General features: G+C 76.3%; 16 protein-coding genes and 1 pseudogene. 11 read left to right on the top strand and 6 right to left on the bottom strand.

Annotation, left to right across the window (positions count from 1 at the left end; translation table 11 throughout):
* Nucleotides 1-3 precede the first annotated feature (3 nt).
* Nucleotides 4-921 carry a WcbI family polysaccharide biosynthesis putative acetyltransferase gene (locus tag WIS52_RS23330; protein WP_349300482.1) on the bottom strand — a complete coding sequence of 306 codons (918 nt, stop codon included), beginning with the start codon at nt 919-921 and terminating at the stop codon, nt 4-6.
* 93 nt (nt 922-1014) lie between these two features.
* On the opposite strand from WIS52_RS23330, the gene WIS52_RS23325 reads away from it, so the two are divergent.
* The 9 genes from WIS52_RS23325 (at nt 1015) to WIS52_RS23285 (ending at nt 8913) form a co-directional block, all read left to right on the top strand.
* A complete protein-coding gene (locus tag WIS52_RS23325; RefSeq protein ID WP_349300481.1) occupies nt 1015-2034 on the top strand; it encodes a glycosyltransferase family protein in 1020 nt (339 codons plus the stop codon).
* A complete protein-coding gene (locus WIS52_RS23320) occupies nt 2031-2990 on the top strand; it encodes a hypothetical protein (protein WP_349300480.1) in 960 nt (319 codons plus the stop codon). The genes WIS52_RS23325 and WIS52_RS23320 overlap by 4 nt, the downstream gene beginning before the upstream one ends.
* Nucleotides 2987-4228 carry a glycosyltransferase family 2 protein gene (locus WIS52_RS23315; protein WP_349300479.1) on the top strand — a complete coding sequence of 414 codons (1242 nt, stop codon included), beginning with the start codon at nt 2987-2989 and terminating at the stop codon, nt 4226-4228. Before WIS52_RS23320 ends, WIS52_RS23315 begins: the two co-directional genes overlap by 4 nt.
* Before the next feature lie 125 nt (nt 4229-4353).
* The gene (locus WIS52_RS23310) at nt 4354-5289 is read left to right on the top strand and encodes an acyl-CoA dehydrogenase family protein (RefSeq protein ID WP_349300478.1); all 936 of its coding nucleotides are present in this window, start codon (nt 4354-4356) and stop codon (nt 5287-5289) included.
* Nucleotides 5286-5906, top strand: coding sequence for a PIG-L deacetylase family protein (locus WIS52_RS23305; protein WP_349300477.1), 621 nt, complete (start codon nt 5286-5288; stop codon nt 5904-5906). Before WIS52_RS23310 ends, WIS52_RS23305 begins: the two co-directional genes overlap by 4 nt.
* A gap of 87 nt (nt 5907-5993) precedes the next feature.
* Nucleotides 5994-6575, top strand: a complete 582-nt coding sequence (locus tag WIS52_RS23300; protein ID WP_349300476.1) for a class I SAM-dependent methyltransferase — start codon at nt 5994-5996, stop codon at nt 6573-6575.
* The gene (locus WIS52_RS23295; RefSeq protein WP_349300475.1) at nt 6572-7261 is read left to right on the top strand and encodes a glycosyltransferase family 2 protein; all 690 of its coding nucleotides are present in this window, start codon (nt 6572-6574) and stop codon (nt 7259-7261) included. Before WIS52_RS23300 ends, WIS52_RS23295 begins: the two co-directional genes overlap by 4 nt.
* 67 nt (nt 7262-7328) lie before the next feature.
* On the top strand, nt 7329-8309 hold the full coding sequence (locus WIS52_RS23290) for an alpha/beta fold hydrolase (RefSeq protein WP_349300474.1): 981 nt from the start codon (nt 7329-7331) through the stop codon (nt 8307-8309).
* A gap of 10 nt (nt 8310-8319) precedes the next feature.
* On the top strand, nt 8320-8913 hold the full coding sequence (locus tag WIS52_RS23285) for a TetR/AcrR family transcriptional regulator (protein ID WP_349300473.1): 594 nt from the start codon (nt 8320-8322) through the stop codon (nt 8911-8913).
* 12 nt (nt 8914-8925) lie between these two features.
* Here the strand turns inward: WIS52_RS23285 and WIS52_RS23280 are convergent, their stop codons facing one another.
* The 4 genes and pseudogenes from WIS52_RS23280 to WIS52_RS23270 all read right to left on the bottom strand — a co-directional run bounded on the left by WIS52_RS23280 (nt 8926) and on the right by WIS52_RS23270 (nt 11468).
* Nucleotides 8926-9102 (bottom strand): hypothetical protein, encoded by a 177-nt coding sequence (locus WIS52_RS23280; protein ID WP_349300472.1) that lies wholly within the window; start codon nt 9100-9102, stop codon nt 8926-8928.
* Nucleotides 9103-9218: 116 nt separating this feature from the next.
* Nucleotides 9219-10145, bottom strand: a pseudogene (locus tag WIS52_RS31775) (NAD(P)/FAD-dependent oxidoreductase); the annotation flags it as partial.
* Between the two features lie 50 nt (nt 10146-10195).
* Nucleotides 10196-10681, bottom strand: coding sequence for an RrF2 family transcriptional regulator (locus WIS52_RS23275; protein ID WP_349300575.1), 486 nt, complete (start codon nt 10679-10681; stop codon nt 10196-10198).
* Nucleotides 10682-10718: 37 nt separating this feature from the next.
* Nucleotides 10719-11468, bottom strand: coding sequence for an ABC transporter permease (locus WIS52_RS23270; protein ID WP_349300471.1), 750 nt, complete (start codon nt 11466-11468; stop codon nt 10719-10721).
* A 166-nt stretch (nt 11469-11634) separates the two neighbouring features.
* On the opposite strand from WIS52_RS23270, the gene WIS52_RS23265 reads away from it, so the two are divergent.
* Nucleotides 11635-12651 (top strand): zinc-binding alcohol dehydrogenase family protein, encoded by a 1017-nt coding sequence (locus tag WIS52_RS23265; RefSeq protein ID WP_349300470.1) that lies wholly within the window; start codon nt 11635-11637, stop codon nt 12649-12651.
* Here the strand turns inward: WIS52_RS23265 and WIS52_RS23260 are convergent.
* A complete protein-coding gene (locus WIS52_RS23260; protein ID WP_349300469.1) occupies nt 12639-12983 on the bottom strand; it encodes a hypothetical protein in 345 nt (114 codons plus the stop codon). The genes WIS52_RS23265 and WIS52_RS23260 overlap by 13 nt on opposite strands.
* Before the next feature lie 379 nt (nt 12984-13362).
* Between WIS52_RS23260 and WIS52_RS23255 the strand changes: the two genes are divergently transcribed.
* The gene (locus tag WIS52_RS23255) at nt 13363-15021 is read left to right on the top strand and encodes a DUF222 domain-containing protein (RefSeq protein WP_349300468.1); all 1659 of its coding nucleotides are present in this window, start codon (nt 13363-13365) and stop codon (nt 15019-15021) included.
* Nucleotides 15022-15039: the final 18 nt, after the last annotated feature.

Below are 15039 nucleotides of genomic sequence, written 5' to 3'. Positions count from 1 at the left end.
CGGTCACAGACGGAGGATCTCCAGCGTGTCGCCGTGCCGGTCGAGCCCGGCCGTCACCCATCCGGGGTGCGTCGCGTACCAGGCGAGCTGGCGTGCCCGTACCTCGTCCTCACCGATCACACGGTCTCCGTCGCACCAGTCCTCGCGCGGGACGCAGTCGGGTCCCGGCGCGTCGAGTCCCAGGGCGTCGAGGACGTCGCGGCGCAGCGGGGCACGGATCCCGCCGAGCAGCTCCCGGCCCGGGTCGGGGACCGGCCCGGACATCCCGGCGACGTCGAGGACCCGACCGGTGAGCAGCCGCAGCACCCCGTTGCCGGGGTGGTTGAGGGTGTGGGCGGCCGCGGCACCGAACGAGGCGATCGCATCGGACACCCCGGCGTCGGTGTCCCGGGCCTCGCGGCGGGCGAGCTCGGCGATCCCGCGGTCGCCGACCTCGCGCAGGGCGCCCGGCGACGGCGGCGGGCCGGGTGGGCGCCCCGCGGCGGCGGCCAGCGCCCGCAGGTCGTGGTAGGGCACCCCCGGCGGGACGGCCGCCGGGTCGCTCGGGTGCCGCACGATCACCGACCACGGGTGCAGGGCCGGGTGCCGGATCACCGGGAACCGCACCACGGCCGCGCCGCCCGGCAGCGCGGCCGCCACCTCCGCGGTCCCCAGCGGCAGGTCCCGGTAGCCGTCGCGGACCGGCTGGGAGACCAGCAGCCGGGTCCGCGCGAGCAGCGGTCGCAGCCGGGGGAGGTCGTCGGCGGTGAGCTCGTGCACGGGTGGCAGGCGCACCGGGGTCACCGGCAGGTCCGGGACACCGGAGAGCAGCACTCGGACCGACTCGGCCTGGCAGTTGCCCCACACCAGCGCCAGCGGACCCGGCGGTGGGGCCTCGAGGCCGTACAGGACGCCGTAGTGACGACGGCGGGGATCGATCACCCGCCCATCGTGGGCACGGCGCCCGGTCCCCGCAGGGTTGAACCGCCCGGCGGCGGGCACACCGGCGGTATCGGCGACGAGAGGAGCCCCCGCGTGCGCGTGGCGTCCGTACCCACCGCTCATCCGTTCGTGCGGTCGCTGCACCACCCCGACGTGAGCCGCCTGCCCGACCCGCCGGTCCCCGGGGCACCACCGGGGCGCTGGTGGCCCTCGCCCTGGCTGGACGCCGACGTCGTCCGGGCCCGTGCCGGTGAGTTCGACCTGCTGCACCTGCACTTCGGGTTCGACGACCGGACCCCGGCCGAGCTGCGTGCCCTGGTGGCCGCCCTGCGCGCGGCGGGCCGGCCACTCGTGCTGACCGTGCACGACCTGCGCAACCCGCACCACGCCGACCCGGGACCGCACGAGGCCGCGCTCGACGTGCTCGTCCCCGCCGCGGCCGTGCTCGTCACCCTGACCCCGGGCGCGGCCGCACGGATCCGCCGGCGGTGGGGCCGGGAGGCGCGGGTGCTGGAGCATCCGGCCGTCGTCGGGCCGGAGTGGGCGGGCCGGCCCCGGCCCGAGCGGGACGGCTTCGTCGTCGGCCTGCACGCGAAGAGCCACCGCACCAACGCCGACCCGCTCGGAGTGGCCCGTGCGCTCGCCGGATGTCTGCCGGACGGGGCGACGCTGCGGGTCGACACCCACGACGACGAGCGCGGCCGCGCCGTCGCCCGCGCACTCCGCGAGGCGCCGGGCACCGGCGCCCTGGACCTGCGGGTGCACCCGCCGTTCGACGACGACGAGCTCTACACCTACCTGCAGGAGCTCGACGTGTCGGTGCTGCCCCACCGGTGGGGGACGCACTCCGGCTGGCTGGAGGCCTGCCACGACCTGGGGACCACCGCGCTGGTGCCGGAGATCGGGTACCTCCGCGAACAGGCACCCTGCCTGACCTACGCGCTGGCCGACGACGGCCCGGACCCCGAGTCGCTGGGCGCGGTGCTGGCGCTCGCCCACCGCACCCGTCCGGTGTGGCGGGCCGACCCGGCACGACGCGCGCGCCGGCGGGCCGAGATCGCGGACGCCTACGCGGGCGAGTACCGGCGCGCCCTCACCGGGGTGGCCGGATGATCCCCACCGTGCGGGTGCTCGCGCCGGGGGCGTCCGGGCACGGCGTGGTCCGGCACGCCGCCGCCGTCGCCACCGCGGTGGCGGCCGAGGGTGTGCTGCCGGTCGGGTCGGGCCCGGCGGACCTCACCCACGCCCAGTTCACCGACGCGCTGTGGGGCCCCGACATCGTGTCCGCGGCCGAAGCGTTCGCCGAGGCCGTCCGGGGAGTGCCCCGGCCCCTGGTGCTGACGCTGCACGACCTGCCCGGCGCCGATCCGGACCCGGCCCGCGACGCCCGTCGCGGCGCCGGGTACCGCCGCGTGGTCGCCGCCGCGGACGCCGTCGTCGTGTCCGCGGAGCACGAGCTCGGCAAGGCCCGCGCGCTCGGTGCGGCCGACCCGGTGCGCCTGCCGCTGCCGCTGCCGGTCACGGTGCCGGCCGGGCCCGCGCCGGGCTGGGCCGGGCGCACCACCCTCGGCGTGCTCGGGTTCGTCTACCCGGGCAAGGGGCACGAGGCGGTGATCGACGCCGCCGGTGCGCACCCGGAGCGGCCCGCGGTCGTCGCCGCGGGCGCCGTCGCCGACGGGCACGCCGACCTGGCCCGGTCGCTGGCGGCGCGGGCCCGCGCGCACGGGGTCGCCTGGATCCTCACCGGGCACCTGGATCCGCCGTCGCTCGCCGCCGCCGCGGCGGCCGTCACCGTTCCCGTCGCACCGGGTCGCTCGGTCAGTGCCGGCGGGTCGCTGCTGGCCTGGCTCGCCCACGGCCGGGTCCCGCTGGCCGCGTCCGGCGCCTACGCGGCCGAGGTGCACGCGGCGGCCCCGGGGGCACTGCGCCTCTACGACGACACCGCCGGCCGCGACGCGCTCGTCGCCGGGGCACTGGCCCGGCCGGCGAGCACCCGCGGGCCGGTGCCGGCCTGGCCCGACGCCGGCGTCGCCCACGCCGCGCTCTACCGGCGGGTGGTCCGCCGGTGACCGTGTCCGGCAACCGGTGGGACCTGCTCGTGCCGCACGCCGGCCCGCCTCCACGGGTCGGGGTCGTGGTCTGCCACTACCGGCAGCCCGACGCGCTGGCCCGCACCGTCGCGGCGCTGCACCGGCAGACGCTGCGGCCGGTGTCGGTCGTCGTCGCCGACGACGGCTCGCCGGAGCCACCGGACGCGGCGGCGCTCGCCGGCCCGGTCCCGGTCTCGGTGGTGACCCAGCCCGACCGCGGGTTCCGCGCCGCCGCCGCACGCAACCGCGGCGCGGCGGCCGCCGACGGCGACGTGCTGGTGTTCCTCGACGCGGACACCGTCCCCGAGCCCGGGTTCGTCGCGGCGCTGACCGCACGGATCGCCGCCTGCCCGGACGTCCTCGCCGTCGGACGACGCCGGCACGCGGACCTGTCCGGCTCCGCACCGGGCGCCGACCCGGCGGCCGCGCCCCGGCTGCCGGAGCCGGTGTGGCTCGCCGACGGGTACCGGCGGACCCGCGACCTGCTCGACGCCGGACCGGGCGACTGGCGGCTGGTCATCAGCGCGGTGCTGGGGATGCACCGACGCCTGTTCGACGACCTCGGCGGTTTCGACGAGCGCTACGTCGGCTACGGCGGCGAGGACTGGGACCTGGCCTACCGGGCCTGGAACAACGGCGCGCTGCTCGTGCACGAGCCCGCGGCGGTGGCCTGGCACGACGGTCCCGACTGGGCCGGACGCCCCGAGGCGGCCGAGGGCAAGGAGGGCGAGCGCATGCGGCTCGGCGCGCTCGTCCCGGACCCCGGTGTCCGCCGGGTGCCGCTGCCGGGAGCGGTGCCCGACGTGCTCGCCGAGGTGGACGCACCGGTCGACGGCTGGGCGCTGGCCGAGCTGGTGCACACCGTGCTGCGCCAGACCCACCGCGACGTGCGGGTCCGGCTGCCCGGCGGTGACCCGCGTCTCGACGATCTGTTCCGCGGGGTGGCCGACAGCGAGGTGTGGAGCACCGACCGGCTGTGCCGGGCGCGGGCCCGGCTGCGGGTGTGCGCGCCGTTGCCGCCGGACGCGCTCGCCCGCGCGATGGACCTGCTGACGGCCCACGACCTGGGCCGCGTCGAGCTGACCGGGCCGGACGGCCGCCTGCTCGCGGTGCTCGGTGCGACCCGCGCGGCCGGCCGGGCACGCCGCGGCGGGACGCCGGTCGGCGCCGTCGAGGACCGCGAGGGAGTGGTCTCGCTGCGCGTGGCGAGCCCGTAGCGGCGCATGGCCCCGCCCCGAACGGGTAGGCGGTCGGTGAGCAGGACGGGTCCAGCAGCGCGCCCGTGGCCGGTGGAGTGTCACGAGGGCGAGGGGTGCGTGTGTCGCTGCGTCAGGATCCCGGTGTGTCGGACCGGCCGGGCACGGGGGCGCCCGGGTGGGCGTCGGGGCTGTCCGACCTCCCGCTGCCCGGCCGGGGCGACACCGCGACGAGATGGCGGCAGCTGACCGCCTGGGGGCGCGAGTGCCTGCCCACCGCCCGGCTGCGCGAGGGACACACCGACGCCCTCGCGATCCTGGCCGAGCTCGGGGCCGCGCCGGTGCCGGACGCGGCCTACGGCGTGTGGGCCTCGCGGGCCGGCGGGACGGGGGCGACGCTCCGCCCGGCGGCGGGCGGATGGCGGGTCGACGGGATCGTGCGGTTCTGCTCGGGCGCGTCCGTTCTCGACCGGGCACTGCTGGTGGCCGACGCGCCGGGCGGTACCCGCGTCGTCGATCTCGACCTGACCGTGCCGGGCATCCGCCGTGATCCCGGGGCGTGGCGGGCCGCGGCCATGCGCGCGAGCGACACCGCCGACGTCGAGCTGCGCGGTGTCCCGGTCGCCGACGTGCTGGGGGAGCCGGGCGCCTACACCGACCGTCCGGGTTTCGTCTGGGGCGGCGGCGGGGTCGCCGCGGTGTGGCTGGGCGGCGCGGCCGGCCTGGTCGACGAGCTGCGGGTCCTGTTGCGCGGGACCGGCGACCCGCACCGGCTGGCGCAGCTGGCCGAGGTCCACACCGGACTCGCGGCGGTGGAGGCGCTGCTGGAGCGCACCGCCGCGCAGATCGACGCCGATCCGCGGTCGGCCCACCGGGTCCCGGTGGCGACCGCCCGGACCGCGGCCGAACGCGTCTGCCGCACGGTGGTCGACGTCGTGCCCCGGGCGGCGGGGGTCGCCGCGCTCGCCGGCGGCCTGGCCGACCGGGTCGCGGACCTGGCGATCTACATCCGGCAGCACCACGGCGAGCGCGACCTCGCGGCCCTCGGCGCGGACCTGCTCGGGACGGGGGACGGCCGATGAGCGTCGTCGATCCGGCGCTGTGGAGCCGGGCCCTCGAGGCGCAGCGGGTGCCCGGGATCGAGGTCGACACCGGACGGACGGTGGTCGTCGTCGCGCACCCGGACGACGAGACCCTCGGCGCGGCCGGTCTGCTGCACGCCACGCGTGCCGCCGGGGGAGAGGTCGAGCTCGTCGTCGTCACCGACGGGGAGGCCGCGGTCCCCGGCGCCCCGGAGCCCGACCGTGCCGCGCTGGCCACGGTCCGGCGCGGCGAGCTCGAGGCGGCGTGGAAGGAGCTCGGGCTCGCCGACGCGCCGGTCACCTGGCTCGGGTTCCCGGACTCCGCGGTTGCCGGCCACACCGATGCGCTCACCGAGATCCTCCGGGGGCTGCTGCGCACCGCCACGACGTGCCTGACCACCTGGAGCGAGGACCCGCATCCCGACCACGCCGCGGTGGGCCGGGCGGTGCGCGCGGCCGCGCCCGTCACCGCGCACTGCGTCGGGTTCCCGATCTGGACGACGCCGTGGAGCACCCCCGAGAAGGCGGCACTGCCCTGGCCGCAGGTCGCGACCCACCGGCTCGGCCCGGACGCGGCCCGCGCGAAACGGCGGGCGATCGAGCGGTTCGCGTCCTAGCTCGCCCCCGCCCCCGACGGCGGGCCGCCGATCCTCTCCGACGACGTCCTCGCCCACTTCTCCGCCGGGCGCGAGCTCTTCGTCCACATGCCACCGCGCACCGACGCTCCCGCCGCACGGTTCGCCGAGCTCTACGCGGCCGATCCCGACCCCTGGGGTACCCGCACCCGCTGGTACGAGCGCCGCAAGCGTGCGGTCCTGACGGCCTGCCTGCCACGCGAGCACTACGCGCACGCCGCGGAGCCCGGGTGCGGCAACGGGTCGCTCACCGTCGAGCTGGCCGCCCGGTGCGACGCGGTCACCGCGTCCGAACCGGACCCGGCCGCGCTCGCCGCCGCGCGGACGGTCCTGGCCGGCCGGCCCGGCGTCGTGCTGCGGGGTGCGGGGCTGCCCGACCCGGTCACAGTGCCGTCCGGAGTGGACCTGGTGGTGCTGAGCGAGGTGCTCTACTACCTGGCTCCGGAGACGGTGGGCCGCGTCCTCGACCGGGTGGCCGGGGCGCTGCGCCCCGGCGGCGACGTCGTCGTCGTGAACTGGCTCGGGCGACCGGCCGAGGCGCCGATGAGCGCCGACGACGTCGGGCGGGCCTTCCGCGGGGACGACCGTCTCCGGCCGCTCGTCGAACACCGGGACGAGGAGTTCCGGCTCGACGTGCTGCGCCGCCGGTGAGGGGGACGATCGAGGCGGTCGGCGTGCTGGTCCCGGCCCGGGACGAGGAGCAGCGCATCGGCCGCTGCCTGGACGCGGTGCACCGGGCCCTGCGGCACGCCGGCGTCCCCGGCCTGGTGTGCGTGGTCGCCGACCGGTGCACCGACCGGACCGCCGACGTCGCGGCCGGTCGTGCCGAGGTGGTCGGTACGACACGGCCGCGCCCGATCGGTGCGGTGCGCGACCTCGGTGCCCGCCGTCTGCTGGGCCGGCTGCCGGGCGCGGCGTGGATCCTGTCCACCGACGCCGACTCCGTCGTGCCCCGGTCCTGGGTCGCCGACCACCTGCGACACGCGGCGGCCGGGGCCGACGCGGTCGCCGGAGCGGTCGAACTGGACGATCCGGGGACCCTGCCGGAGATCGTGCGGGAGCGGTACGACCGCGTCCTGCGGGCACCGAGCCGGACCGGGACGGGACACGCCTACGCCGCCGCCCTCGGTGTCCGGGCCTCGGCACTGCGCGCCGTCGGCGGGTTCCCCGCGGTGCCGGTCGGGGAGGAGCACGCGCTGCTGGCCCGCCTGCGGGCGGCCGGCTTCGCGGTCGTGTGGGCGGACGACGCCGCGGTGCGCACCAGCGCACGCACGGTGGGCCGGGCGACGGGCGGGCTGGCCGGCCTGCTCGCCGACCTGCGGACGGAGGTCCCCTGACGGACCGGCGTTGCCCGTAACTGACCGCTCGGTTAGTTTACTGACCATGGTTCAGGAGTCGCCGGGTGTGCGACCGGCACGTCGCCGCCGTCGGCAGGTCGCGCTCGTACTCGTCGTCCTGGTGCTGGCCGCGGTGCTGGGCCATCTCCTGCTGCGCGACAGCGCGCCGGTCGGCCACTTCACGTCGCAGGATGGCGTCGACCGCTACCGGGCCGCGTACGCCCGGGCGATGGCCGACCTCCCGGACCCGGCCGAGACGCGCGACGTGCGGACCGGGTTCGGCGTCGTGCGCGCCTACCGCTTCGCCGGCGCGGACCCCTCGGCGCACCCGCTGGTGCTGCTGCCCGGCACCGCGTCCGGGGCGCCGGTCTTCGCCGACAACCTGCCGTCGCTGACGGCGCTGCGCGACGTGTGGGTGCTCGACCTGCTCGGGGAGCCGGGGTGGAGCGTCCAGGACCGTCCGATCACGACGGAGCGGGACCAGGCGGCCTGGCTCGACCAGGCGCTGCGGGCGCTGCCGCCGGCGCGGTTCCACGTCGTCGGGCTGTCCATCGGGGGCTGGACCGCCGCGAACCTCGCGCTGAACGCGCCGGATGCGCCCCTGGCGAGCCTCACCCTGCTCGACCCCGTGCAGGTCTACGGCGACATCCCGCTCGAGACCGTCGTCCGGTCGATCCCGGCGGCGTTCCCCTGGATGCCGCGCAGCTGGCGGGACTCGTTCAGCTCCTACACCGCCGGTGGCGCTCCGGTGCAGGACGTCCCGGTCGCGGACATGATCGAGACGGGGATGAGCACCTACTCCATGCGGCAGCCGGCTCCGTCCCGCATCGCCGAGGAACGGCTGGCCTCGATCGGGGTCCCGGTGCTGGCGATCGTCGCCGGGCGGTCGGTGATGCACGACCCGGACGAGGCGGCCCGCGCCGCGGAGCGCGTGTTCGGCGCGGAGAACGTCCGCGTCTACCCGGACGCCACGCACGCGCTGAACGGGGAGGTGCCGGACCGGATCGCCGCCGACATCGGGGCCTTTCTGGCGCGGACCGGCTCGTAGGATCTCCCCGATGCCACCCCGCCGACGGTCCACGTTCACCGAGCGCGCCCGCCGCGAGCAGCTGATCTCGCTCACCGTCGACCTGGTCGCCGAGCACGGCTACCGGGGCACCTCGCTGCAGCGGATCGCGGACGCCGCGGAGATCTCCAAGGCGGCCGTGCTGTACCACTTCGCGTCGAAGGACGCGGTGGTCGCGGCGGCCTACGAGCAGGTCCTGGGCGAGCTGGTGGCCGTCGTCGGTGCCGCGGTCGAGGCCGCGCCGGACCCGGCGACCGCGGTGCAGACCTATCTGGACACGCTGCTGGCGCACCTGGCCGTCCGGCCCGGCCACATCCGGCTGATCGCCGAGGCGCTGCCCGACGAGCACGGCGTCACCGACGACCGGCCGAGCAGCCCGCGCAGGTGGGAGTCCCTGGCCGGGCTGCTCTCCGACGCTCGCGACCGGGGCCTCGTCCGGGCGGACGTCGACCCGCGCACGACCGCGGTCATGTTCCTCGGGGTCGTCGACGCCGTCGTCGCCGCGGCGCTGGAGGACCCGTCCTTCCGGATCGACGACGCCCGTCCCGCGGTGGGCGATCTCGTCCGGCGCGTCCTGCGCGACTGAGCCGCGCACGGGTCAGGCCCCGGCCTCCACCGCCTCGGTCGGCCAGGTGACGCGGTGGTCGGCGAGGTCGAGGATCGCCCGGGCGTCGTCCACCGGAGGGTAGATCCACTCGGTGTTGATCGACTGCTTGAGCTGCTTGGCGCTCGCTCCGGTGTCGGCGACCTCGCGGTCCCAGCCGGTCGTGAGCACCGCGCCGGCGGACCGAGGTCGAGGCAGGTCACGTAGGGGTTCGGGGCGAAGGGGACGAGCGGCAGCCCGAGCACGTCGGCACCGACGTTCGCGCCCGCGAGCTTGCCCTGCGGCACGGCGTGCTGGCAGCTCTGCATCACCACGTGCCCGTTCTCGGCGACGGCCGCGGCGGTGTCACCGGCGGCGTAGACACCGTCGACGCCGATCACGCGCAGGTGCTCGTCGACCTCGAGCCGGCCGACGGCGTCGCGCGTTCCGGCGACCTGCCCGGTCAGGGCGCTGGCGCGCATGCCCGCGGTCCAGATCACCGTGCGGGTGGGGATCACGGTGCCGTCCGAGAGGACCGCCTGCTGCGGGTCGAGCGAGCTCAGCTCGGTGGACAGCCGCACCTCGACGCCGGCCTGCGCCAGTGCCGCGACGATCTCCGGTCGCGGTCCGGGACCGAGCTCGGGCCCGACGGCGCCGGCGCGCTCCACGAGCACGACGCGCACGTCGTCGACGCCGGTGGCCGTGCGCAGCCGGTCGGGGAGCTCGGTCGCGACCTCGATGCCGCTGAAGCCCGCGCCGACGACGACCGCGGTGAACCGCTCGTCGCCGCCCGGCAGGTCCGCCAGGCGTCCGAGGTGGGACTCCAGCCCGGCTGCGGCGCCCAGGGTGTCCACATCGAACAGGTGCTCCGCGCCGTCGACCGGCGGGGACACCACCCGGCTGCCCGCGGCGAGGACGAGCCGGTCGTAGCCGAGCTCGAGCTCGCCGCCGTCCCGGCCGAGCGCGGTCACCCTCCGTGCGTCGGTGTCGATCCCGGTGACCGTGGCGGCGACCCGCCGGACGCCGACCGGCCCGAGCACGCGGTCGAGGGCGACCCGCATGCCCTCCGCGCCGGCCTCGTAGAGCCGCGGCCGGATCACCAGGTCGTCGCCGGCGGAGACGAGCGTGACCCGCACGGCGTTCTCGGCGGCGCCGGCCTGCTCGCGGGCGCGGACCGCGCCCACCGCCGCCCAGACGCCGGCGAACCCGCCACCGATAACCAGGACATCGGACATCCAGATTCTCCTTCTGTTGCTGTCCACGAGGGGCTTCGTGGAGAAAGTGCTCAGCCGGCCGGAGGGCGGCCGTACGCGTCGCGGGTCTGCTTCCCGGCCAGCGGGGTGCGCTCCGAGACCTCGTCCCGGATGTCGGCGATCGTGCGTGCGGCCAGCTCACGACGCCAGGCGAGCTCGGCCCGCTGCATCGCGGTGCTGATCGCGCACGGGGTGTCGAAACTGGACGGGGGCAGGTCGGCGCCCACCCCGCGCGTCCGCACCTCGGCGCAACGGAACGCCGGCTGCCGCCCCTCAATCGCGGCCACCACGTCCATCAGGGTGATCCGCGAGGCCGGCCGGGCCAGGCGGAAACCGCCGCGCACGCCCGGGGTCGACTCGAGGATCTCCGCCCTGGTCAGCGCCTGGAGCTGCTTGTTCAGGTATGCGGGCGGGAGGTCGTGGCCGGCGGCCAGCTGCTTGACGGCGACCGGTTCGTCGTCGTCCAGCCAGGAGAGGGTGAGCAGGACGTGCAGCGCCCACTCGACTCCCTGACCCATCCGCACGACCGGAACCGTACAACCTGGATATGAGATGTCAAGAATTGCTCCGGGCGATCCTCTGCCCGGCCACCAGCTCGACGGTCACCAGCGACGCGATGGTCTCCGCGGCGAGCAGGCCGACCAGCACCAGGATCTGCGCGGCCGCGGCGCGGACCGGGTCGCCGCTCCCGAGCAGGACGCCGACGAACGCCCCGGGCAGCGTGACCAGGCCGACCGTGCGGGTCTGGTCCAGCGCGGGCACCAGAGCGTCGTGCGCGGCGTCGTGGATCACCAGCCTGGCCGCGTCGCGGGGCATGAGGCCCAGCGCGAGCGCGGCCTCGTACTCGCCGTGCCGGTCGGCGAGCTGGGCGAGCGCCCGCCGGCCGGCCAGCGACGTCGCGGACATCGCGCCGCCGATGACGATGCCCGCGATCGGCACGACCGCGACCCCGGTGAGTGGGATCGCGCCGGTGGCGAGCACCGCGGCCAGCACCGGCGCGGTGCCGGCGGCGATGGCGACGCCGGCCAGCAGGCCCGACCGGCGACGGGTCATCCGCCGGGCCGAGGTGACGGTCGCCGCCGCGAGCATGAGCAGCACGAACGCGACGGTGGCCCACCAGCGCTGGACGACGAAGACGATGATCGCGGCGACCGCCGACAGCTGGACGACGGCGCGGACGGCGGCGGTCACCGACATCCGCGCCGTGCCGGTGGAGCCGACCCGTGCGGCGACGGCGGCGATCGTGGTCAGTGCGACCACGGCCAGTGCCGTCTGCCAGCCGAATGCGGTGTGTGCGTCGGTCATGGACCCATTCCACGCCCCGGCGCGGACGCCCTGGGTCCGGTGTCCCGGTCCGGTCCCGCGCGGGTACACCGACGGTCCCCGGGGAGCAGGCTGTCGGGCGGAGCCGGCTCGGGGCACGTCACCCACCTGGCCGGGAACCGGCACCCGCCGGCCGGAGGAGGTTCTCGTGCGTACATGGATCGTGGACCACCCCGGACCGGCCGCCGGGGGCCCGTTCGTCGCGGTGGAGCGCCCGGTGCCGGAGCCCGGCCCCGGCGAGGTCGGCCTGCGTGTGCTGGCGTGCGGGGTGTGCCGGACCGACCTGCACCTGGCCGAGGGCGACCTCGCGCCGCGTCGCGGCCGCACGACGCCGGGGCACGAGATCGTCGGCGAGGTGACCCGGCTGGGCCCGGGGTCCTCGCGGTTCGCGCCGGGGGACCGGATCGGCGTCGCATGGCTGCGGGGGACCCGCGGCTCCTGCCGGTTCTGCCGTTCCGGCCGGGAGAACCTCTGCCCGCGCGCGAGGTTCACCGGCTGGGACGACGACGGCGGGTACGCCGAGCACGCCGTCGTCGCCGAGGACTTCGCCCACCGGCTGCCGGCCGATGCCGATCCGGTCGCGGCGGCGCCGCTGCTGTGTGCCGGCATCGTCGGTTACCGGGCCCTGCGCCTGGCGGAGCTGCCGCCGGACGGACGGCTCGGGATCTACGGCTTCGGTGCGTCCGCGCACGTCGTGGCCCAGGTCGCGATCGCGCAGGGCGCCCGGGTGCACGTGGTCACCCGGGCCGAGCCGGCCCGGCGTCTCGCGCTCGAGCTCGGGGCGGCCTCGGCCGGCGACGGTCCGCCCGAGCTCCTCGACTCGGCGATCATCTTCGCACCGGCCGGCGAACTGGTACCGGTGGCACTGCGCGCGCTCGACGCCGGCGGGACGCTCGCCGTGGCGGGCATCCACCTGTCCGACGTGCCCTCGCTGGACGACGACCGCGACCTGCTCCGCGAGCGCACGCTGCGCAGCGTCACCGCGAACACCCGTGCCGACGGCGAGGAGTTCCTGCGGCTCGCCCACGCGCTGCGGGTCCGGCCCAGGACGACCGCGCACGAGCTGGCCGACGCCGCCGATGTCCTCGCCGATCTCGCGGCCGACCGGGTCACCGGAGCTGCCGTCCTCGTGCCGGGCGACGGCGGCGGGCGTCAGGACAGCTGACGGCGCACGGCCTCGATCGTGTCCTGTCCGAGCTGGAGCGACTCGTGGTCGCCGAGGCGCTCGTAGCTCGCCCGGCTCCGCTGGAGATGGTCGAGGACGAACGACCAGTGGGCCTCGTCCAGCGTGATGCGCAGCTCCTGCTCACGCGGCGGCCACCGGCCGTCGACCCATGGGACCTGACCGGAGCCGGTCTCGCGGATGGCGGTGCCGAGATCGGCCGTCGCGTCGTCGCCGTCCATGATCGCCAGATCGACCGCGTTGTCGAGGTTCGCGTCGATGCCGGCCCAGAGCCGCGCGGGCAGCCGGATGGTGATCGCGGGAGCCTCGGTCACGTGGGGATGATCGTCGATGCGTCCCGTTTCGTTACCCGAAATGTCCGGATCAGCGGAGCTCGCGAGAGCCCGCCCGGCGTGCCTGCCGACCCGTCGCTCGAGGTCGGCCTCCGTCTGGCGTGCCTGCCTCGTTGCGGTCGACGGAGGTGTGTGTCTCGTGCGGTCGACGCCTACTCGCTCCGCCCGCGCTCAGGTGCCGGCGAGGGGTACCTGAGGGTATTTCGATCATGTGCCGGGAGCTCTCCTGTACCCCTCACGGAAGAGCCGTGGCACCCCTCCATCGGGGTCGAGCGCTGCTTGCGATGGCCGGTCGCCAAGTGGTCGGTTTCGTGCGCCCAGCGACCATCAGCGCCCTGGCCGGGCCCCTATAATCGAACACATGAGCGATGTCGACGGGCCGCTACTCGCGGTCGAGCTGTGTGCGCACGGCTGGCCGCCGTCGGTGTGCCGGGAACTCTGCGACCAGCTCGATGAGCACGACGAGCCGTGGGGGCTCGCGGCGCTGCCCGACACCCCGGTCGGGCCCGGCCTGGCGCTGCAGGTCCACACCGCCGCCGCCACCGCGGGGCTGTGCACCGATACCGACCTGCTCACCCTCGCCGAGAGCGCGGCCCGGCTCCGGGAGTGTTTCTCGGCGGTGACGATGCGGATGGTCGGGGTCTTCGCCGCCCGCCACCCACCCGGCAGCAGCGCCGCCCCGCCCGACGCCGAACCCCGTGCGATCTCCCCGGTCTCGCGCTGGCTGCCCGACCAGATCGGCTTCGTGTTCTCGGTCTCCCGCGAGGAAGCCCTGTCGATGATCGCGCGCGCCCGCCGGTTCACCGACGTCCTGCCCGCCACGTTGGCCGCGTGGGAGGCCGGACGGATCGACGAACGCCGCGCCGACCAGATCGCCAACGCCACCACCGTGCTCTCCGACGACCTGGCCCGCGAGGTCGAAGCGGCCGTGCTGCCCGGCGCCGCAGACGCCACCCGCCGCCAGCTCTACGACCGGATCCGGCGCGCCATCGCCCGGGGCGACCCCGACGGCGCGCAGCGCCGGCATGCCGTCGCGAAGGCCGACCGGCGGATGTCGATCAGCCGCGGCGAGGAGGGCATGGGATCGCTGTGGATCTCCGGGACCGCCGAACAGACCGAAGCCTCCTGGCGGTGCGTGGACCGCATGGCCCGCTCCCTGGGTACGCAGGACACCCGCACCCTCGATCAGCGCCGGGTCGACATCGCCCACCACCTGCTCCAGGGCACCATGTCGGTCACAAACCTCGGCGCGGTCGAATCCGCGGTCGCGAGCGTGCTCGCCGCCGCGCACGGCGCCCCGGCAACACCGGAGAGCACCGACCGGACCGACACCGACACCGACGCCAACCCCGCCGTCACCTCGGTGGCTGTCTCCTCCGACGTCGTCGCCGCCGCAGTCCGGGAGGTGCTCGCGACCAAGCTCGACCCGAACACCGTGATCGGGCGCAAACCCCTGATCCAGGTCGTGGTCGGCCTCGACACCCTGCTCGGTTCCGAGCGCCCCGCTGAACTCGCCGGCCACGGACCCATCCCCGCGGTGACGGCCCGCGCCCTGGCCGCCGGCGGATCGCTCGCCCGGATCGTCACCGACCCCGTCACCGGACAGTGCCTGGACTACGGGCGCAGCACCTACGCCCCACCGGCCAACCTCGACGACCACGTCCGCGCCCGCGACGGACACTGCCGCGGCGCCCTCTGCACCCGCGACATCCGCGAGCTCGACCACCACATCCCCTTCGGCGGCGGCCACAACGGACACACCAGCGCCGAGAACCTGCACGGGTTCTGCACCGGCACCCACAAGCTGAAAGACGCACCCGGCTGGCACGCGATCTCGCTGCCCGACGGCGGGCTGACCTGGATCAGCCCGTGCGGATGGTCGCGCACCACCTACCCGAAGGACTACACACCCTTCACCGACCCACTCCCCGAACCGCCGGCCCCACCCATGGACACTCCGAACGAGACACCGACGGACGTCGATCAAGCCGCGGACCCGAACCTGCCACCCCCGTTCTGACGGGTCGGCCAGGACCGT

The sequence above is a fragment of the Pseudonocardia nematodicida genome (assembly GCF_040105385.1).
Lineage (GTDB): Bacteria > Actinomycetota > Actinomycetes > Mycobacteriales > Pseudonocardiaceae > Pseudonocardia > Pseudonocardia nematodicida.
The sequence above is the reverse complement of the archived record's forward strand: the minus strand, read 5'-3'. Positions and strand labels throughout refer to the sequence as shown.